Here is an 18538-nt window from a genome sequence, read left to right on the forward strand (position 1 = left end):
ATGATATTGATAGCAGATAGCGGTGCCAGCAAAACTGACTGGAGAGTGATCAACCAAAAAGGTGAAATTGGACAACACAAGGGTATTGGTTTTAATCCCAATTACCAAACTGCGGAAGAAATGTCCAATGAACTTCAGGATGACTTTTTGTTGAATCTGCGGGATAAAGTAGAAACTATTTACTATTACGGAGCAGGATGCGGGTCCCAAAAAAACCGGTTGCAGGTTACGAATGCCCTCAAAAGCATTTTTAAGAGCGCAGAAATAAATGTCGATCATGACCTAATGGCAGCAGCGAGGGCTACCTGCGGGTATCAGCCCGGAATAGCCTGCATTTTGGGTACCGGATCAAATAGCTGTGACTATGATGGAGAGGTAATTATAGCCAAAAGACCTGCCCCTGGCTATATTTTGGGAGATGAGGGCGGTGGCGCATACATCGGCAGGAAATTTTTACAGGATTTTATTTATGAAGAAATGCCTGAAAAATTACGTGAAAAAGTGATTGATAAATTTCAGCTTGATAATCAGATCATTATTGAAAATGTTTATCAAAGACCTTTTCCCGGCAGGTATATGGCCAGTTTTTGTAGGTTTATTACAGAGCACATCAGTGACCCTTATTGCTACATGCTTTACTATAATTCCTTTCAGGATTTTTTCAAAAAGCACGTCATGAAATATAAAGATTATAAAAAGAAACCTGTCAATTTTGTTGGTTCAATCGCCTTCCACAACAGTGATATACTCAGAAGTGCAGCCTATGACGCTGGAATACATGTCAACCTGATTATTGAAGGCCCAATTGCCGGACTAACACTTTATCACCAAGAATTGCTATGAGTACAACAGAAAGCCCATCCCTGTATGATAACCTCGAGCAAATGGACATTCCGTCTCTGCTCCAAAATATTAATGAAGAAGACAAAAAAGTCGCTTTTGCTGTCGAAGACCAATTAGATGCAATTGCAAAATTGATCGCTGAAATCATCCCTAGAATGAAAAAAGGAGGGAGATTATTTTATATTGGTGCCGGTACAAGTGGTAGATTAGGTATTTTGGATGCTTCTGAATGCCCCCCTACTTACGGAGTTCCCCATGACTGGGTTATCGGAATTATTGCCGGAGGAGACTATGCAATCCGTAAGGCCGTCGAAAATGCAGAAGATAATCCTGATCAGGCCTGGAAGGATATCAATGAATTTGGCTTCAACGAAAATGATACAGTGATCGGAATAGCCGCTTCAGGTACTACCCCTTATGTCATAGGAGGAGTCAAAGCTGCAAATAATGCTGGTCTATTGACGGGATGTATCACTTGCAATTTAAATACACCTCTTTCAGCAGCTGTAAAGTTCCCCATCCAAGTTATTGTAGGGCCAGAGTTTGTGACAGGCAGCACCAGAATGAAAGCAGGTACAGCCCAAAAGCTGGTCTTAAATATGATCTCTACTACTGTAATGATCAAATTGGGACGTGTAAAAGGAAATAAGATGGTGGATATGCAGCTTTCCAATAAAAAATTGGTTGTAAGGGGAACGCGTATGATTATGGAATCCACAGGCCTGGAAGAAAGTGGGGCCAAAGAATTACTGTTGCAATATGGCTCGGTTCGGGCAGCTGTTGAAGCTTTTTATTCCAAGAATTAAATCATTCATATTTTTTAATGGAACTTTGCTTATCTTTGCATCCCTTTTAGATTCAGGGAGTTAATTTCCACCTAAAAGGAATTTATATAAATCCAGCAGAGATGCTGCATACAATGAAAAAAGATAACAGCAGAAGACCTGATCGTAAAAGTGAAGGCAAATCAGGCCCTGAAAAAGGGCGAAGTAAATTCGGAGAGAAAAAAGAATTTTCTTCAGGGAAAGACTACAAAAAATCCAAGCCTTATGGTGATGAAGCATTTGAAAAAAAGGATTTTAAAAAAAGTGGTTTTTCCAAGGATAAAGACTATTCAAAATCAGATTTTAAAAAATCAGGCAGATTTGATAAACCAGAAAAGCCTTCCTATCAAAAAAGAACTGATGACACAAGAGAACCCAGAAAAAAATCCGAGGATAGGGAATCCCAAAGTGTTTTTGTAGAAAGAGGAAGTGAGAAAAAACCGAATTCGTACAGAGGTTCAAGAGAGGAAAGGAGCCAACCCGCAGATACAAGAGAAAGCAGAAAATCACCTGTAGAAGAAAAAAAGGAAGGGGAATTTAAGAGTGTCTATAGAGGACGTGGGAAAGACGAAAAACCAATCTATGAAATGGTCCCCAAATCTGAACTTCCAAAGGAAACTCCTTATAAGAAAAAATTCAAGAAACCCTTTTCAACACAAACTCCACAGGAAGAAAGACCTCAGTATAATTTTGATAAATTGGAAAAAAACCATGGAAAAAAAGAGGTTTCCGATGTTTTTAGGCTGAACAAATATATTTCAAATTCCGGAATCTGCTCAAGAAGAGAAGCAGACCAACTCATCCTTAAAGGGGAAATAACGGTTAATGGTGAAGTCATCACAGAACTTGGCCACAAAGTCCTCAAGACGGATAAGGTCATCTATAAAGGTAAATTAATCAATCCTGAGAAACCGGTCTATATCCTGATGAACAAACCCAAGGATTTTATCACTACTACAGACGACCCAATGGAAAGGAAAACAGTGATGCATCTTTTGGAAAATGCCTGCAAAGAAAGAGTATTTCCTGTAGGAAGGCTGGATAGGAATACCACAGGTTTGCTTTTGTTTACCAATGATGGAGAATTGGCTGCCAAACTTTCGCATCCTTCAAATAACATCAAAAAAATATATCAGGTTACTTTGGACAAACCGATCACAAGCAACCATGAAAAAGAAATATCTGAAGGGTTGACCTTGGAAGACGGTCCAGTCAAAGTGGATGATATACAGGTTCTCTCCAAAGACAGAACCATATTAGGTCTTGAGATCCACGTAGGGAAAAACAGGATTGTCAGAAGAATCTTTGCACACTTGGGTTATGAAGTAGTCGGTCTGGACAGAGTAATGTATGCCGGTTTGGATAAAAAGGACCTCCCAAGAGGAAAATTCAGATTTCTCAGTGAAAAAGAAGTTGTCAAATTGAAGTACTTTTTATAAATCAAGTTGATAAAATAGTGAAAGGCCAAGGTTCCCACCTTGGCCTTTTTATTTTTATTGTTGGTTTAGTTTATTTGGCTGCCATTAAATTTTTGAAGCCGTCACTTGTTTTTACAAAAAACTCCAGTTTTGAATTTGAGCTTACTCCTTCCATTTTATAGAGTTTCTGAAATCCAGTTACGTTATCAAATTTTTCTTCATGTATCAATTGGTCATTTGAATATATATACACAGACATATCTGAAGCCAATATTGAATTGACAAGCAATTTATATTTGTTGTTGTCTACTTTTTCCAAACTTGAATAAACTGTAGGTTGCGCTGCTATGTTGCGCATGTCCATCTCGATCTCATCTACCAATTCATTGTTGGAAAAGAGCTCTACTTTGTAAATTCCGGGAGCCAATTGGGAAAAATCATAATATTTGGCAAATGCATTTTTGGATACAGTTCTGTCTTTCTGTACCAGAAAATGATTTTCATCAAAGATTTTCACCAATATGGTACTCTCTTCATGGAGACCGTAGAATAACTGGACTTTGTTTTGATCCACTTTTTTAAGGGATACCGCTGTTTTTTCAGGTTCTTCGGAACCTGCTGTGTTTGCCATGGCGCTTACTGAAACGCCAACTGCAAAGATGAGTGCAATGATTACTTTTTTCATGGTAATAATAGTTAATAGGTTTTAGAAATTTTTGTCTTGAATTACCTCTTAGGGATTTTCCCTATTTCAAACAATGTGAGGCCGGTTACCTTGGGAAGAATTAAGTCAAATTGTGGAATGACTTCGATACAAACCTAGACCAAATTTTCCTTAATTACAAATAATACAAAATATATTATGTTTTATTAATGATTATTCAAAAAAATAAAATAATTTTTACGGATTTAATAATTACATAAAATTTTTTCGGAATCGATGCCATGGTGAGAATATTTTAACTATTCTTTACTAAAACCAATTAAAATTTTGTCCAAAGATTTTCTGACATAGAAGAAAAAAATATTCAATACATCATAACAAAATATAAAAAATAAAGCGTGGTATTTATTTCTACCACGCTATTATCAAACATTCAATCTATAGTTTTTTTTATCTATCGGATAGCTTTTCCAGCATCAGCCAATGCTTTAGAATCAAAATTACCCTGCAATTCCACTACCATAAGATCTCCCTCTTTATCATTTAGGAGCACTACGACATCACTGATCTGTTTATCTCCTTTGGTAAAAATCAAAATCCCATTTCCTTTGTCAGTTGCTTCTAACATCACTTCATACTTTTCTTTTTCCAAGGCCTTGTGGAGCGTTTTGAATTCGGCTTTCCCATTTGGACTGTTCTCTGGTAATTTAAATAATTTTACCCTTTCCAAGGATTGAACAATTCCTTCCATCTCGGCTTCATCCAATTTCACATTGAATCCTTTGGCAAAATTCATAAAATTGCCTCCAACATCCATATGGAAGAAGTCATCATTGGACTTGTACTTTTGATAAAGCGCTTCTACACTTTTGCTTTGCGAAAAAGCAACTGTACTCAAAATAAAGAAAAACAGCAATAAGGTTAAATTTTTCATTTTTTAGTTGGTTTATATGATTTTCATTTGTTTGTATTTCCACTTTTATATTCCTTCATACCAGGCATATTGGTCTTATCTGCCAAAATATTCAAATCCTGATAGGTAAAATCCCCCAGCATGCTCAGTAGGGCAAAACTCTCAGATGAACCTGTAATCATTAACAGCTCTTTCACTTTCCCACCTTCTTCCCTAACCATGAATTTCACACTTGAACTCTTGTCCTGCACATCCATCAGGTCTTCATATTTGTTCTTTGAAAGCGTATTCATAGCCTCTGTATAAAGTGGTTTTCCATTTATGCTGTCAGCAGTTAAAATCCTTATCCCTCTCACCTTACTGATCAATTCACCCAAATCAGCTGCATCTTTGTCAGCACCTTCACCTTCCGATTTCAAAAATCCTCCTGCCATCTGCATCATTTTGGGACTGATATATACCCTGGAAAAGCGGTCATCTTCCATGTATTTGGAAAAAAACCTCATTATGGCATCGTCCTGGGCCTGTACTCCTGATACTATCAGGTATATAGCGATTAATAAAATACTTCTTTTCATATCCTTTACTTAGTTTCTTTAATTTCGAAAATTTCCTGAGGAGCATTGAGATGCCTGAAATCCTGCATCAATTCCAAACTTCCCGTACCTTTTTGCATATTTTCATTGATCAGTGCAAATGCATTCATCACTTTTTCATAAGCCTCTTCTTCAGCTTGTTTTTGAAGGTTTTGACGAATCGTAACCCCCGCAACGAGAAAAACCAAAAACAAGGCAGCAATACTCAGCCATCTTGAAAAACTGAATTTTCTAATCGGTTTTTCCAAAGTGAGGTCATTTTCCTTGATTGCAGCGATTTCTTCCAATCCAAGAAAAAAATCTTTTTCTGCTTCATAACCTTCTGACTGCAAAAGCAAGTCCCTAAGGATTTTTTCCTCTTCAGGAGAAGTTTCACCCTCCCAGTATTTGTCAAATAATTTATCCAGTTGATTTTTCATTTCTAACTCTAAAATAGTCCCGTAATGCTTTTCTTGCTCTATGCAAATTGACCTTAACCTGATCCAGACTTATTTCAAGATATTCAGCAATTTCTTCATATGTCAAACCTTCTACTTCCCTCAACTCAAAGATCTCCCGCTGTTTATCAGGTAACTTTTCCAAGAATTGAAATACCAAATTCACACGTTCAGATACCCCCTCTTTATCCTCCTCAATCCCTGCCTGAAAATCAATACCTTCAATTGGTTCAATCTTTTTGATCGATCGAAAATATTGAAGGCTCTCGTTTTTCAAGCTTTTTACCATCCATCCGGTGGGATTATCCATTTTTTGAAGCTCCTCTTTTCTTTGCCATGCTTTTTCAAAAACAGCCTGCAATACATCCTGAGCGACATCCCTGTCTTTCACCCAGAGGTATGCCATTCTGTAGAGTTTGTTTTTTAGCGTCCATATATGTGCTTCAAAAAAAGTCTTCATTCAGGTAGATGATGATTGGAAATTTGAAATGTTACAGCAATTTGGAAAAAAAATCAGAAATTAGATTGAATTTAAATTATGGATAAAAATAGTATGCATGCCTACTATTTATTATTTTGCCACTTTCAAATTAGGGAAAATGAATTCTTCAACCTCAGCCTCGGATCTAAATTTGGACATAAAAAAAGCCCCTTTTTTCAAAGGGGCCTGTGGTGATAAGTGGACTCGAACCACCGACTCACGGATTTTCAGTCCGATGCTCTACCAACTGAGCTATATCACCGTTTCTGATAAAGTGATGCAAAGGTAGATATTTGAACCTTTCAAGCAAACCATTTGAACAAAAAATTAATATAAATCCAATCCAAAAACGCTAAATCAAACAATATGAGCATTTTACCACAACTGGTTTTTATCCTTGTAATTGCGGTGGCCGCCTATATTTTATTCAAAAGAGTCCGCTATTTAAGGAGAAACATTTTCTTGGGCAAAGGAGAGACCAGAAATGACCAACAAGATAAGCGATGGAAGACTATGCTATTGGTTGCATTTGGACAGCAGAAGATGTTCAAAAGATTTGGACCTGCATTTCTCCACCTATTGATATATGTAGCCTTTGTTATCATCAATCTTGAAGTGCTCGAATTTATCATCGATGGTATTTCCGGAAGTCACAGGATTTTTGCTCCATTTTTGGGTGCAGCTTATGGTGTGGCAATGAATATCTTTGAATTCTTGGCTATTGCTGTTTTAGTATCCTGTGTGGCTTTTCTTGTGCGAAGAAATGTAATTAAAGTGGAAAGGTTTACAAAACCGGAGATGAAAGGATGGCCTTCTTTGGATGCCAATCTGATATTGGTAATCGAAATCATTCTTATGTTAGCAATCCTGACTATGAATGCTACGGATCAGATTTTGGCTGCAAGAGGTGTGGATCATTATAATTTGCTTAATGGTCTATTTTTCAGTAGCATGATTCAACCTTTGTTTGAAGGCATGGGAGATGCGTCTTTGATATTTATTGAAAGATTTGCCTGGTGGTTTCATATTATAGGTATTTTGGGTTTTGCAGTGTATGTGACCTACTCCAAGCACTTACATATTTTCCTGGCCTTTCCCAATACCTGGTATTCCAACCTTAAGCCAAAAGGTGAAATGAAAAACATGCCTGAAGTGACAAATGAGGTAAATATGATGCTGGGATTGGCAACTGAAAGTGCCCAGGAACCTCCTACCGAGATTGGAAGATTTGGTGCCAAAGACATCAATGACCTGACATGGGTCAATGTGATGAATGCTTATAGTTGCACTGAATGTGGAAGATGTACCGCTGAGTGCCCCGCCAATATCACCGGCAAAAAGCTTTCCCCAAGGAAAATCATGATGGATGTCCGTGACCGGGCGGAAGAAGTCGGAAAGAGCCTAGACAAAGGCGGCCAAGGGCTTGAAGACGGGAAATCTTTATTGGGAGATTACATTACCAAAGAAGAAATCAATGCCTGTACCTCCTGTAACGCCTGCGTGGAAGCTTGTCCCATCAATATTGATCCACTATCCATTATCTTACAACTCAGAAGATATGTATCTATGGAGGAATCCGCCTCTCCTGCCCAATGGAATGCCATGTTCCAAAATATGGAAACATCATTTTCTCCTTGGAAATTTCCTCCAACTGACAGGTTCAATTGGGCGGATAAAGTGAAAAATGAAGAAGTAAAATAAATAGACATAAGACTCAAGACGTGAGCCACAAGAATTTCTAGTGGTCATGTCTCAAGTCTCATGTCTTATGTCTCACATCTCACATCTATAAAAATGTCAACATATAAAGTACCCACCATGGCCGAAATGGCCGCTTCCGGCAAAAGCCCAGAAATTCTTTTTTGGGTTGGCTGTGCTGGATCTTTTGATGACCGATATAAAACAGTAACCCAAGCTTTTGTCAAAATACTCAATAAGGTCGGAGTGGATTTTGCAGTATTGGGAACTGAAGAGGCTTGCACCGGTGATCCGGCAAGAAGAGCGGGAAATGAATTCCTGTTTCAGATGCAGGCCGTAGCAAATATTCAGGTTTTGAACGGCTATGACATCAAAAAAGTAGTGACCGCCTGCCCCCACTGTTTCAATACCATCAAAAATGAATATCCTGCTTTGGGCGGAAATTATGAAGTATTGCACCATTCCCAATTCCTTCAGCAACTGATCAATGCTGGGAAAATAACTTTAAAAGGAGGAGGAGAATTTAAAGGTAAAAAGATCACCTTTCATGATTCCTGCTACCTGGGGCGAGCGAATGATGTATATGAAGCGCCAAGAGAAGTAATCAAAGCTTTGGACATAGAATTAGTGGAAATGAAAAGGTGTCGTACCAAAGGACTTTGCTGTGGGGCCGGTGGTGCGCAAATGTTCAAAGAACCCGAGCCCGGAAAAAAAGACATCAATATCGAAAGGACTGAGGAAGCATTGGCAACAGGAGCTTCGGCCATAGCTGTAGGTTGTCCTTTCTGCTTGACAATGATGTCGGATGGGGTGAAAAATAAAGAAAAAGAGCATGAAGTAAAAGTTTATGACCTGGCAGAAATGCTTGCAAAGGATATGGGTATTTGATCAGGAAGATACCATTGGCGGAGTTGATTTAATTCCCTTTTGGAAGTAGGCGCAAGAAAAAGCAGACAAATGGCTTGATTTAAATTTAGAGTAGGCCCCATCAAACCATTTATTTCAAATTATTAACGGAATATCATGGTTTGATTAGCGGATTTAATTGTTGAATTATAATACCCAATCCTTCTTTTCTCCGTTAATTAAGAGAACTAATTTGAGTGAATTCTCCTTATTTTAAGATATTTAAATAATCAAACATATGTATTTGGAATTTGATCAAATGCCCGCCCACTCAAGAATATGGGTATACCAATCCGATAGAGATTTTACCCCAAAAGAAACGGAGTGGATTTCTTCACAATTGGAGGTTTTTTGTAATCAATGGAATACGCATGGCAGTGTGATGCCAACTTCTTTTTCTATCAAGTTTAACCAGGTGATTGTATTCTCAGTAGATGAAAGTCGGCTTGGTGCTTCTGGCTGTTCCATTGACAGTTCGGTCCGTATCCTAAGAGAAATAGAGGAAAAACTTGGTATTAATTTATTGGATCAGGGGAAAGTGGGTTTTCTTGAAGAGAAGGACAAGCTTGCAGTGAATTCCGTCTTTAAGATAAAAGAAAGTATAAGCAGTGGTAAGCTGCAACCTGAAACCCTTGTCCTCAATCCTCTCGTTAGAGAAAAAAGAGATTTGGAAAACAAATGGCTGATCAATGCAAAAGATAGCTGGTTGAACAAATTCTTTGCGAATTAAATTGATTAATGTCCTATATTTAAATCATTGAGAATAACCTATTGACAATACCCATGAAGCATATTGCTGTATATCTGGTTTTGACGGTCTTACTGATTAGTTCCTGCACCAGTTTGTACCAAAAAGGACAAAACCAGTTTCAAGAAGGCGATTATCAGCTTGCCATAAGTTCATTTTCCAAAATATTGGAAGAAGATCCTGAAAACAAAGAAGCTAATCTTTATGTGGCAGAAAGCTATCGCTTGACCAATCGGATTGAACAATCCAAACCATACTATGAAAAAGTGGCTATGGAAGAGGAAACTTTTGATACATATTTTAGGCTCGGTCAAAGTCTGAAAAGCCAAGGCCAGTATGAAGAAGCAAAAGAAGCCTATTCAAAAGCCAAAAATCTGACGCTTGATGACAACTATCTGAGAATATTGAGCCGGGAAATAGACAATTTGAACAAACTGGATGAAATTGTAGACTATTTTCCATTTATGGAAGTTGAAAATTATAAGCTGCTGAATACACCCTTAGCAGAATATTCTCCCATAGCTAATGAAGGTTTTTTATATTTCACGAGTAATAGACAAAGTAGCGGAATTTATTTGGCAACAGGCACTCCTTATCTGAAAATGTTCAGAACCAGGGTAGAAGGAATTAAAGTCGATGTTCAGAATGTACAGGCCCTACCGGAATTTCGAAATGAAGACAATCTCAATCAAGGATCTTTAGCCATCAGCCCTGATGGCAATACCTTAATTTATGCAAGGGCCAATTCAAGGTCTCCAAAAGATTTACCCGATGTACAGCTTTTTGCCTCCTATTTTAGAGGTGGGGGTTTTACCCAACCGATTTGGATGCCGGTCAATGAGGATGAATTTTACACCAATACTACTCCTGCCTTTAGTCCGGATGGAAATGAATTATACTTTGCCTCGCTACGCCCTGAAGGTTTGGGTGGCTTTGATCTTTACAAAGCCACTAAATTGGCTAATGGTGATTTCGGGAATGCCGTAAGACTTGGAGTTCCTATTAATACCTCGGGCAATGAAATGTTTCCTTACGTGGCCTCTGATGGCAAACTTTTCTTTGCTTCCGACGGTCATGCCGGTTTTGGGAAATTGGATCTTTTTGTAGCAGAAAATACTGAACAAGGATGGGTGGTAAAAAACCTTGGACCAAACATCAATACTGTTGCCGATGATTTTGGCATTTTCTTCACCAAGTATCCGACCGAAGGATTTCTTTCTTCCAACAGAGAAGGCGGAATGGGAGATGATGACATTTATTATTTTGAAGATAAAACCCCTAAACCAAAAATTGTCAATGTGTTGCTTAATGTAACCACTAAAGAAACTGATGATAGTGGGGCAGAAAAAATCCTACCTCAGACACGCGTGGTCCTATATGATAATACGAATAAAAATATTGGTGGGGATTTTTCAAATCAAAACGGCAGGTTAAGATTTACTTTGGCACCTGATCAGAATTTCTCCATTATTGCCTCTAAAAGCGGATATTTTGCGAAGAGTATTACTTATAGCACAATCGGGAAAACTCCAAGAACAGAAGACCTTATTCAGGAAGTCACCAATATAACTTTGGATACCACTATAGTATTGGAACCATTGATTCTGGAAAGATCCATAGTATTGGATAACATCTATTATGATTTGGATAAAGCCGATATCAGGCCTGATGCTGCCTTGGAATTGAACAAATTGGTCAAAATCCTAAAGGATAATCCTTCTATCAGGATTGAACTTAGTTCACACACTGATGATAGGGCAAGTGATTCCTATAACGATGCCTTATCACAAAGAAGAGCGGAATCAGCTGTCGCCTATATGGTTTCACAGGGGATTGATGAGAGCAGACTAGTAGCCAAAGGCTATGGAAAACGTCAATTGATCATTGCCAATGCTACCACCGAGGAAGAACATCAGACCAATAGAAGAACTGAATTTAAGGTAATTGAAATAAAGGAATGATACTTGCAAATGAATACAGTGTAGAAAGGAGTACCAGTTATTCTGTTGATAAAGTCAGGTACAGATTTTAAATTTTGACAATATTAAAATAATTCAACGATGGAAACAGTTTTAGTACAAATCAATAATCAAAAGGCTTACAAGCTTTTAGAGGATTTGGAAGATTTAAATATTATCAAAGTTCTTAAAAAAAATATTCAACCACAGGAAAAACTTTCTGAAAAGTATGCTGGAAAGCTACCATCTGATGTGGCTGACGAACTTCAAAATTATGTAACACGAAGCCGTAACGAATGGAACAACCGCAGTATTTAATTGATACCAATGCAGTAATTGATTACCTGGGCAATAAACTTCCTGCTTCAGGAATGATTTTTTTGAATGGCATTATTGATGTCATTCCAAATATTTCGGTAGTAACCAAAATTGAATTATTGGGCTTTAATTCTCTTGATGAACATAACAAAACTATTTCTAATTTCATTAATGATGCTGCTGTTTTGAATTTGACAGACAATGTAGTAGAAGCTACAATTGAAATCCGTAAAAAACGCAAAACTAAATTACCCGATGCCATCATTGCAGCTACGGCATTAGTCTTTGATTTAGTTCTAATCTCTCGCAATATATCAGACTTTAAAAATATTGATGGGTTAAAGATTATTGACCCACATAGTTTGTAAAACAATATTTACTGCATTTCCAATAACCGATTTTTAATTCTTCTTTTAGCTTGGAACTTTAATAATTTTCTTTTAAAAACAGAGGCACAATAAGCCTGATTAGGTGTAGAATAATCTTTGAATTGGTTGGGTGTATTACTGTATCTGGATGCTATTACACCCTCTATTATTCAAACATACTCGGAATTTCAAAGATATTAGTAAATTTTAAACACTAAATCCCACAGTTCTTTCTCCTTGTATCAATAATATAAATGATTTTCCACCCGTCAATTGTTTTGATCAGCTGAAAAGAATTTACACCGCAATGACTGAAAACATCATTGACATAAAACTCAAATGGAGTCCAGGCGGTTGCCATGTGACCGTCAACTTTAATCTGGTAGTCCAAGATCCTTTCATTAAGAACAGTGCCTTCAGGAGTATTCATAACTCTATTCAAAAAATCCGCAACTGAATTGGAGGCAATTGTTGAACCTGATTCCGCATGGACAACTGTCTGCATGATGGCATCAGGATGAAAAGCATTTCTCAATAATTCTTCTTGCTTATTTTTCATCCCTTCAAAAAGAGAGACAATCACCTGCTCTACTGCAATTTCTTCCTGCGCGATCAATGGCGTCATGAAGAAAAACAAAAATCCCGATAATAGTATTAAATGCTTTTTCATCTTTTCTGAATAGATCCTCCTGTACTTGATTTTACATCCAACTGTTTCGGATTTCCGCCATAAAAAACTTTAGCAGCTGTGGCAACAGAACCCTCCAATGAATTGATCGCATCAAAACTGACATTTGCGGCAGTATTTGCCTGTACATTTACTTGATCACCTGTTAGCTTCTTCCCATCAACTTCTGCATTGGTGAAAGCCTTTATATTAAGTTCTTCTGCTTTTCCACTCACAAAAATTCTAGCATTGGTTGCAGCGGTAATGTGTAATATATCTGACTGCATTTCCGCTTCCAAATAAGAACTGTTTGTAGCTGATAAATATGCTTCCCGGGCGACTATGGGGTTTTTAGAAACAACACGGGCACTTGTATTGGCTTCTATACCCAACAATTCAACATAAGTCACAACCACAGTGACTGAAGGATTTCTATAGTTTCCTTTGGCCAATTTTATTTCAAGCGTTTCACCTACAACGGCCGTTTCAACTTTTCCAACGTCTATGCCGGAAACTTTTATTGTCACCTGATTTTCATCACCTTTTACCAATTCAGCTTTGATCGAATTGGAAACTTTGATGGTATTAAAATCCCGTAATTTTCTCGTATCGGTATCTGATTGACCTTTGGCCAGTCCAACGAATAAAATTACTAACATTAAAACGAGTTTCGCTGATTTTTTCATTTTGATTAAATTTGGTTAAACGCCTCCATATAATTTGAAAGTTGTATTCCTAAGCGCAGGATTATTGACTGCATAATGCATCGCCTCAGCTATTTCAAATGGACTGACCCACTTGGAAAAATCTGAATCCGGCATAGATTCACGGTTTTGAGGAGTATCGATTATACTCGGCACAAAAATATGTGCCCTAATTTTAGAACCCTCAGTTTCCTCCGCTACAAACTTCGATAATTCTACCACCAACCGTTTGCTCAAAGCATATGCCACAACGCTTTTTCCGTCTTTTGGTTGCAATGCCGGTCTTGCTCCGATAAAAAGAAAATTGCCAAAATCTGCTTTTTTCATAACTGGAAGGAAGTTTTTAACCATATTGAAGGTTGAATAAAAATTTAATTTTAACATTTTTTCAAAGTCCATTAAACCTGTTTCTTCTATTCCGCCGGTAGCAAACCCGCCCACCAATAATGCAATGGCATCCACTTCTCCATATTGCATGTGATATTCACTTGCAAAAGCCGATACTGCTTTTTCATCAGTGACATCTAACTCATAGACATCATCTGCTTCTTCCACTTCCTCTCCGGATTCCGGTAGAATTGTAGCGATGACTCTATATCCCTCACGTTTGAATTTTTCCACAACAGCCTTTCCCAGGTTTCCTGCAGCCCCGGTGATAATAATATTCCGTTCCATAAATAATTATTTTATGTTTGTATTCTTTTTATAGATTCCGATAATTTATTTTAACCATGGAAACCAATATTTCCCCTTTCAAAAGTACTGAGACAAAGAAAAAAAGAATCTTTTTCCTTAAATTATTCCTTTATCTGGTATTGTTTTTTGGGAGTAAATTTTCCCCAATCGTTCAGGAATTTTTTAGTAATTACCCTGGAATGAACAGTTTATCCAAAGCTATTTTGTTTTTGCTTGGTGGTAATATCCTTATTTCTTTAGGCAGACTTATTACGGCCAGAATATATTTAAGCAAAGCTAAAGATGAAAAGTTTCACGGTAACTTCCTTCTTGGTATTTCATGGATTTCGAATATACTAAATTCATTGGTTTTTGTCATTGCTTTGATGCTGGCTTTTGATATTCATCCTCTTGAATTCCTTACAAGTTTGACAATCGTTGCCGCAGCAATTGCTATTCTGAGCAAAGATTATGTCAACAGTATGATAAATGGTTTGATCATGATGTTTACGGATCAATTTTCATTGGGCGATACCATAAGAATCGGTGAGACTCAGGGCGTAATTGAGGATATTACCCTGCTGAATGTGGTAGTCAAACAAGAGGACGGGCATATGACAATTATTCCCAACAGCTTAATTTTGAACACCCAAGTGACCAACTTCAAACATTTGGATCAAAAAAAAATCGAATTCATGATGGAATTACCCATAGGATTTAAATATGAAGTCTCAAAGATAAGGGAACTTTTAAACCAGACTTTTTCAGATAGATTAGCAAAAAAGGAGGTTTCTTTTCTTAACCTTTCCCTTCAGGCAATTCAAAAAGAAATCATGATTTTAAAAGTATCAATGGAAACTCCTGTCAACATCGCAAAAGAAGTTGAATCAGAACTACATCTTTTTTTAATCAACCTGCTGAATGAAAAATGAAAATTATTTCGATTTGGTCTTTCAGGTGGTAAGACTTATCCCTGAGGGCAAAGTCACCTCTTATGGTGCCATTGCCAATTATCTAGGCCTGAAAAGTGGTGCAAGGATGGTTGGCTACGCTATGAACGCTTCGCATTCCCAAGTTGACATTCCTGCACATAGAGTGGTAAACAGAAATGGACTTCTTACGGGAAAGCACCATTTTGGAAATCCCAATGAAATGGAAAGGCTTCTGAAATTGGAGGGAATCAATGTAATTGAAGATAAAATCACAAACTTTGAAAATCACTTTTGGGATCCAAATTCACTTAAATTAGATGAATAAACACCTTTTTTAGCTTCAAAAAAGAAGAAAGTAGAAAAAAAATCAACATTTTTTTTAAAAATCGGCCAAATATGTATGCTTTTTGCAACAATTTCACAAAATCGTTTGATTATGGAAACAGCATTAAAAAGTAACATTGCAGAAAATCTTAGAAAGCACCGTGTTTTAAGAGGATATACCCAAGAATACATTGCCGAATATTTAGGTAAAAAAGATTATACTGCCTATTCCAGGTATGAACAAGGGAGATCCAATCTTAAAATGGAAGATGCCATCAAATTGGCGGATTTGTACCAAGTAGATGTTCAAGAATTGATTTCAGTATCTCCAAAAGTCAATCAGTCTTTTGAAAACCAAAAGAAATCAAATGGATTGATTTCAATATTGGTCGATCTCGATGGCAGCAGCAGTACCCTTGAAAATAATATTATCAGGCTGAAAAAGATTAATGAATTAATTGCCAAGCAGGACCTTTGATCTATCGCTTTCTTAACAAGTAAAGCCCTGTAAACATAAGAAGTCCGTTAAGAATCAATATTTCAAAACCAAATTTATAACCCCATAGCAATTTTTCAGAATTCTGGCTGATGATAAAAGCCAAAACAGGTGCGGCTACAGCAAGGTAAGGAACTAATTTATCCTTGACTTGCCATTTTGTAAATAATCCAAAAGAATATAGCCCCAGTAATGGCCCATAGGTATAGCCTGCAATTATAAATACTGCATTGATTACACTTTGGTCATTTAACCATCGGAAAACAAGGATCACTACAAACATCAGTAAAGTGAATGAGATGTGAACCTGTTTTCGAACAGTTATCTGCCTATCCACTTCATACCTCTTTTCAATTTCAAGAAAGTCATAACAAAAAGAGGTAGTCAAGGCAGTCAAGGTAGAATCGGCACTGGAATAAGCTGCCGCAGTAATCCCTAGGACAAAGACAATTCCTGCGAATGCAGTAAATTGCTGTGTTGCCAAAAAAGGATATAAATCATCGGACCTTACCGGTAAAGCAATCCCGTTTGTTTCGGCATATAGGTAAAGTAAAAGGCCAAGTGAAAGAAACATAAGATTTACAAAAACAAGAATAATGGTAAACCAAAACATGTTTTTCTGAGCATCACCTAAATTCCGACAAGTCAGGTTTTTTTGCATCATATCCTGATCCAATCCAGTCATAACAATTGTTATAAAAGCCCCTGAAGCAAATTGTTTAAAGAAATTGGTTCCTGATTTCCAATCCCAATTGAAGATTTCAGACCTTGAATCGGCAGCTATTGTTCCGATAAACTCAGAAATTTTCAAAATACCTAAATCTTTTCCAACCAGATAAATGCTGATTCCTACGGCCGAAAGCATAAAAAATGTTTGCAATGTATCAGTCCATACTACAGTTTTGATCCCGCCTTTGTGGGTATAGACCCATATCAAAGAAACAGTAATCAATACCGAAACCCAGAAGGGTATCCCCCAATTGTCAAAAAGAATTAGCTGTAAAACTCCCGCAACCAGAAATACACGGATAGAAGATCCGAGGGTTCTTGACAAAATAAAGAAAAATGCACCGGTTTTGTATGACCAAAATCCAAATCTACTTTCGAGATAAGCGTAGATCGAAACAAGATTTAGCTTGTAATAAAGTGGTAATAAAACCTTTGCTATTACAAAATAACCTAATGTATATCCCAAAACGACTTGGAAATAATAAAAATTTGTATTTCCTACCTCACCGGGAACAGAAATAAAAGTAACTCCTGATAAGGAAGCCCCGATCATTCCAAATGCAACCAAAAACCATGGAGATTGCCTATCCCCTGTGAAAAATGTGTCCTTTGATACGTTTCTTGAAGTAAACCAGGAAATCAAAAACAATAGAACAAAATATGATGTTATGACGATTAAAACTAAATTTGAATCCATATATGATTTAAAGTCAATTGTGCTAAGTTGTCTATAATTATTAAATTTGCAAAATGAATTTAAATACATACTCAAATCCCATGCTTCAAGAAGAAGATGTTTTGGTCGAGGAGCTGATAGATATCGAGGAATGCGAACTTGTGGTATTCAATGATGATTTCAATACTTTTGAACATGTCACCAAAGTCCTGATCAAAGTCTGTCAACACAGCGCTGAACAAGCCGAACAATGCACTTTGATCATACATTACAAAGGAAAATGTGCAGTGAAAAAGGGCAGTAGAGAAAAACTCAAACCTATGTGTCAGGCAATTTTGGATGCAGGTATTCAAGCTGCTGTTTTATAATTTTTTATACCCGTGGAATATTCTTCCAAATTGATAGAAAACGCAGTAACTGAAATCAGCAGATTGCCTGGTATCGGTAAAAAAACTGCCATGAGATTAGCATTATATCTTCTTAAGCAAAAAGAATCTGTCAGCGATGATCTTGCCGGTGCTATCACAGCATTAAGAAAAAATATTAAATATTGCAGCCTTTGCCATAATATATCGGATACAGAAATCTGCAGCATCTGCAATGGGAAAAGACGGGATAAAAGTTTGATCTGTGTAGTAGAGGACATCCCTGATGTACTTGCTATAGAGAACACTTCCCAATACAATGGACTTTATCATGTTTTGGGGGGAGTTATTTCTCCGATTCAAGGTATTGGCCCCGATGAACTCAAGATTGATTCTTTGATAAATAGAATCCTTAATTCACATGCTGAGGAAAAAGTAAAAGAAGTCATAATGGCACTTCCTGCCACCATGGAAGGAGACACAACTTCATTCTACATTAGCCGAAAGTTAAATGAACATCAGATAAAGGTAAGCACAATCGCAAGGGGTATACCAATAGGCGGAGAATTGGAATTTACAGATGAAGTAACTTTGGGAAGAAGTATTCTTACCAGAGTAAAATATTCTCCTGATTGATAATTTCCTTTGTCCAAATCAAAAGGCTTTCTATATTTGCAAACCCAAATGGGGGATTATCCCGATAGCTATCGGGATGGCCAGAGAATATAAAGATTGAAACTTTGGGGGATTATCCCGATAGCTATCGGGATGGCTAGAGAATATAAAGATTGAAACTTT

The 18538-nt window shown here is 37.2% G+C and carries 23 protein-coding genes and 1 tRNA gene; 14 read left to right on the forward strand and 10 right to left on the reverse strand.

Annotated elements, in window-relative coordinates; genetic code table 11:
- From B9A52_RS01830 to B9A52_RS01840, 3 genes are all read left to right on the forward strand, one after another.
- Entirely contained in the window at window positions 1–843 is an 843-nt protein-coding gene (locus tag B9A52_RS01830) for an N-acetylglucosamine kinase (protein ID WP_084118695.1), read from the forward strand.
- Entirely contained in the window at window positions 840–1649 is an 810-nt protein-coding gene (gene murQ, locus B9A52_RS01835) for an N-acetylmuramic acid 6-phosphate etherase (protein ID WP_084118696.1), read from the forward strand. The genes B9A52_RS01830 and murQ overlap by 4 nt, the downstream gene beginning before the upstream one ends.
- Before the next feature lie 113 nt (window positions 1650–1762).
- Window positions 1763–3106 (forward strand): pseudouridine synthase, encoded by a 1344-nt coding sequence (locus B9A52_RS01840; RefSeq protein WP_084118697.1) that lies wholly within the window; start codon window positions 1763–1765, stop codon window positions 3104–3106.
- 70 nt (window positions 3107–3176) lie between these two features.
- Here the strand turns inward: B9A52_RS01840 and B9A52_RS01845 are convergent, their stop codons facing one another.
- From B9A52_RS01845 to B9A52_RS01870, 6 genes are all read right to left on the reverse strand, one after another.
- Window positions 3177–3770: a hypothetical protein gene (locus B9A52_RS01845; protein WP_084118698.1), complete on the reverse strand. Its 594-nt coding sequence runs from the start codon at window positions 3768–3770 to the stop codon at window positions 3177–3179.
- Window positions 3771–4203: 433 nt separating this feature from the next.
- On the reverse strand, window positions 4204–4683 hold the full coding sequence (locus B9A52_RS01850) for a DUF4252 domain-containing protein (protein WP_084118699.1): 480 nt from the start codon (window positions 4681–4683) through the stop codon (window positions 4204–4206).
- Window positions 4684–4706: 23 nt separating this feature from the next.
- Complete coding sequence (locus B9A52_RS01855) at window positions 4707–5240, reverse strand: DUF4252 domain-containing protein (RefSeq protein WP_084118700.1); 534 nt, start codon at window positions 5238–5240, stop codon at window positions 4707–4709.
- Window positions 5241–5245: 5 nt separating this feature from the next.
- Window positions 5246–5677, reverse strand: a complete 432-nt coding sequence (locus B9A52_RS01860; protein ID WP_084118701.1) for a hypothetical protein — start codon at window positions 5675–5677, stop codon at window positions 5246–5248.
- Window positions 5658–6155, reverse strand: a complete 498-nt coding sequence (locus tag B9A52_RS01865; RefSeq protein WP_084118702.1) for an RNA polymerase sigma factor — start codon at window positions 6153–6155, stop codon at window positions 5658–5660. Before B9A52_RS01865 ends, B9A52_RS01860 begins: the two co-directional genes overlap by 20 nt.
- A 210-nt stretch (window positions 6156–6365) precedes the next feature.
- Window positions 6366–6438, reverse strand: a tRNA-Phe gene (locus tag B9A52_RS01870).
- Window positions 6439–6542: 104 nt separating this feature from the next.
- On the opposite strand from B9A52_RS01870, the gene B9A52_RS01875 reads away from it, so the two are divergent.
- The 6 genes from B9A52_RS01875 (at window position 6543) to B9A52_RS01900 (ending at window position 12172) form a co-directional block, all read left to right on the forward strand.
- Window positions 6543–7877, forward strand: coding sequence for a 4Fe-4S dicluster domain-containing protein (locus tag B9A52_RS01875; protein WP_084118703.1), 1335 nt, complete (start codon window positions 6543–6545; stop codon window positions 7875–7877).
- Between the two features lie 93 nt (window positions 7878–7970).
- Window positions 7971–8762: a (Fe-S)-binding protein gene (locus B9A52_RS01880; protein WP_084118704.1), complete on the forward strand. Its 792-nt coding sequence runs from the start codon at window positions 7971–7973 to the stop codon at window positions 8760–8762.
- A gap of 256 nt (window positions 8763–9018) precedes the next feature.
- A complete protein-coding gene (locus B9A52_RS01885) occupies window positions 9019–9510 on the forward strand; it encodes a hypothetical protein (RefSeq protein WP_084118705.1) in 492 nt (163 codons plus the stop codon).
- A 53-nt stretch (window positions 9511–9563) separates the two neighbouring features.
- The gene (locus B9A52_RS01890; RefSeq protein WP_084118706.1) at window positions 9564–11489 is read left to right on the forward strand and encodes an OmpA family protein; all 1926 of its coding nucleotides are present in this window, start codon (window positions 9564–9566) and stop codon (window positions 11487–11489) included.
- A gap of 99 nt (window positions 11490–11588) precedes the next feature.
- Window positions 11589–11804 (forward strand): hypothetical protein, encoded by a 216-nt coding sequence (locus B9A52_RS01895; protein ID WP_084118707.1) that lies wholly within the window; start codon window positions 11589–11591, stop codon window positions 11802–11804.
- Window positions 11783–12172 (forward strand): type II toxin-antitoxin system VapC family toxin, encoded by a 390-nt coding sequence (locus B9A52_RS01900; RefSeq protein WP_084118708.1) that lies wholly within the window; start codon window positions 11783–11785, stop codon window positions 12170–12172. The genes B9A52_RS01895 and B9A52_RS01900 overlap by 22 nt, the downstream gene beginning before the upstream one ends.
- Before the next feature lie 214 nt (window positions 12173–12386).
- Here the strand turns inward: B9A52_RS01900 and B9A52_RS01905 are convergent, their stop codons facing one another.
- Genes B9A52_RS01905 through B9A52_RS01915 form a run of 3 tightly spaced genes read right to left on the reverse strand, consistent with a single transcriptional unit; the run spans window position 12387 to window position 14218 of the window.
- The gene (locus B9A52_RS01905; protein WP_084118709.1) at window positions 12387–12842 is read right to left on the reverse strand and encodes a nuclear transport factor 2 family protein; all 456 of its coding nucleotides are present in this window, start codon (window positions 12840–12842) and stop codon (window positions 12387–12389) included.
- Window positions 12839–13525 (reverse strand): head GIN domain-containing protein, encoded by a 687-nt coding sequence (locus tag B9A52_RS01910; RefSeq protein WP_084118710.1) that lies wholly within the window; start codon window positions 13523–13525, stop codon window positions 12839–12841. Before B9A52_RS01910 ends, B9A52_RS01905 begins: the two co-directional genes overlap by 4 nt.
- Window positions 13526–13540: 15 nt before the next feature.
- Window positions 13541–14218: an SDR family NAD(P)-dependent oxidoreductase gene (locus B9A52_RS01915; RefSeq protein ID WP_084118711.1), complete on the reverse strand. Its 678-nt coding sequence runs from the start codon at window positions 14216–14218 to the stop codon at window positions 13541–13543.
- A 200-nt stretch (window positions 14219–14418) separates the two neighbouring features.
- Here B9A52_RS01915 and B9A52_RS01920 point away from each other — a divergent pair, with 200 nt between their 5' ends.
- From B9A52_RS01920 to B9A52_RS01930, 3 genes are all read left to right on the forward strand, one after another.
- Window positions 14419–15150, forward strand: a complete 732-nt coding sequence (locus tag B9A52_RS01920; protein WP_172805154.1) for a mechanosensitive ion channel family protein — start codon at window positions 14419–14421, stop codon at window positions 15148–15150.
- Window positions 15140–15475 carry an MGMT family protein gene (locus tag B9A52_RS01925; protein ID WP_084118713.1) on the forward strand — a complete coding sequence of 112 codons (336 nt, stop codon included), beginning with the start codon at window positions 15140–15142 and terminating at the stop codon, window positions 15473–15475. The genes B9A52_RS01920 and B9A52_RS01925 overlap by 11 nt, the downstream gene beginning before the upstream one ends.
- Before the next feature lie 111 nt (window positions 15476–15586).
- Entirely contained in the window at window positions 15587–15952 is a 366-nt protein-coding gene (locus B9A52_RS01930) for a helix-turn-helix domain-containing protein (protein WP_084123352.1), read from the forward strand.
- A gap of 1 nt (window position 15953) precedes the next feature.
- Here B9A52_RS01930 and B9A52_RS01935 read toward each other — a convergent pair whose 3' ends face one another.
- On the reverse strand, window positions 15954–17396 hold the full coding sequence (locus B9A52_RS01935) for a sodium:solute symporter (RefSeq protein ID WP_084118714.1): 1443 nt from the start codon (window positions 17394–17396) through the stop codon (window positions 15954–15956).
- A gap of 53 nt (window positions 17397–17449) precedes the next feature.
- On the opposite strand from B9A52_RS01935, the gene B9A52_RS01940 reads away from it, so the two are divergent.
- Both B9A52_RS01940 and recR read left to right on the forward strand, forming a co-directional pair.
- Window positions 17450–17743, forward strand: coding sequence for an ATP-dependent Clp protease adaptor ClpS (locus tag B9A52_RS01940; RefSeq protein WP_084118715.1), 294 nt, complete (start codon window positions 17450–17452; stop codon window positions 17741–17743).
- 12 nt (window positions 17744–17755) lie between these two features.
- Window positions 17756–18376 (forward strand): recombination mediator RecR, encoded by a 621-nt coding sequence (gene recR, locus B9A52_RS01945; RefSeq protein ID WP_084118716.1) that lies wholly within the window; start codon window positions 17756–17758, stop codon window positions 18374–18376.
- Window positions 18377–18538: the final 162 nt, after the last annotated feature.

The organism is Aquiflexum balticum DSM 16537 (assembly GCF_900176595.1).
Lineage (GTDB): Bacteria > Bacteroidota > Bacteroidia > Cytophagales > Cyclobacteriaceae > Aquiflexum > Aquiflexum balticum.

Bases quoted from the DNA above. Each gene is read 5' to 3' on its own strand.
- B9A52_RS01830 (WP_084118695.1), top strand. From the start codon at position 1: ATGATATTGATAGCAGATAGCGGTGCCAGCAAAACTGACTGGAGAGTG.
- murQ (WP_084118696.1), top strand. From the start codon at position 840: ATGAGTACAACAGAAAGCCCATCCCTGTATGATAACCTCGAGCAAATG.
- B9A52_RS01840 (WP_084118697.1), top strand. From the start codon at position 1,763: ATGAAAAAAGATAACAGCAGAAGACCTGATCGTAAAAGTGAAGGCAAA.
- B9A52_RS01845 (WP_084118698.1), bottom strand. From the start codon at position 3,770: ATGAAAAAAGTAATCATTGCACTCATCTTTGCAGTTGGCGTTTCAGTA.
- B9A52_RS01850 (WP_084118699.1), bottom strand. From the start codon at position 4,683: ATGAAAAATTTAACCTTATTGCTGTTTTTCTTTATTTTGAGTACAGTT.
- B9A52_RS01855 (WP_084118700.1), bottom strand. From the start codon at position 5,240: ATGAAAAGAAGTATTTTATTAATCGCTATATACCTGATAGTATCAGGA.
- B9A52_RS01860 (WP_084118701.1), bottom strand. From the start codon at position 5,677: ATGAAAAATCAACTGGATAAATTATTTGACAAATACTGGGAGGGTGAA.
- B9A52_RS01865 (WP_084118702.1), bottom strand. From the start codon at position 6,155: ATGAAGACTTTTTTTGAAGCACATATATGGACGCTAAAAAACAAACTC.
- B9A52_RS01875 (WP_084118703.1), top strand. From the start codon at position 6,543: ATGAGCATTTTACCACAACTGGTTTTTATCCTTGTAATTGCGGTGGCC.
- B9A52_RS01880 (WP_084118704.1), top strand. From the start codon at position 7,971: ATGTCAACATATAAAGTACCCACCATGGCCGAAATGGCCGCTTCCGGC.
- B9A52_RS01885 (WP_084118705.1), top strand. From the start codon at position 9,019: ATGTATTTGGAATTTGATCAAATGCCCGCCCACTCAAGAATATGGGTA.
- B9A52_RS01890 (WP_084118706.1), top strand. From the start codon at position 9,564: ATGAAGCATATTGCTGTATATCTGGTTTTGACGGTCTTACTGATTAGT.
- B9A52_RS01895 (WP_084118707.1), top strand. From the start codon at position 11,589: ATGGAAACAGTTTTAGTACAAATCAATAATCAAAAGGCTTACAAGCTT.
- B9A52_RS01900 (WP_084118708.1), top strand. From the start codon at position 11,783: ATGGAACAACCGCAGTATTTAATTGATACCAATGCAGTAATTGATTAC.
- B9A52_RS01905 (WP_084118709.1), bottom strand. From the start codon at position 12,842: ATGAAAAAGCATTTAATACTATTATCGGGATTTTTGTTTTTCTTCATG.
- B9A52_RS01910 (WP_084118710.1), bottom strand. From the start codon at position 13,525: ATGAAAAAATCAGCGAAACTCGTTTTAATGTTAGTAATTTTATTCGTT.
- B9A52_RS01915 (WP_084118711.1), bottom strand. From the start codon at position 14,218: ATGGAACGGAATATTATTATCACCGGGGCTGCAGGAAACCTGGGAAAG.
- B9A52_RS01920 (WP_172805154.1), top strand. From the start codon at position 14,419: ATGAACAGTTTATCCAAAGCTATTTTGTTTTTGCTTGGTGGTAATATC.
- B9A52_RS01925 (WP_084118713.1), top strand. From the start codon at position 15,140: ATGAAAAATGAAAATTATTTCGATTTGGTCTTTCAGGTGGTAAGACTT.
- B9A52_RS01930 (WP_084123352.1), top strand. From the start codon at position 15,587: ATGGAAACAGCATTAAAAAGTAACATTGCAGAAAATCTTAGAAAGCAC.
- B9A52_RS01935 (WP_084118714.1), bottom strand. From the start codon at position 17,396: ATGGATTCAAATTTAGTTTTAATCGTCATAACATCATATTTTGTTCTA.
- B9A52_RS01940 (WP_084118715.1), top strand. From the start codon at position 17,450: ATGAATTTAAATACATACTCAAATCCCATGCTTCAAGAAGAAGATGTT.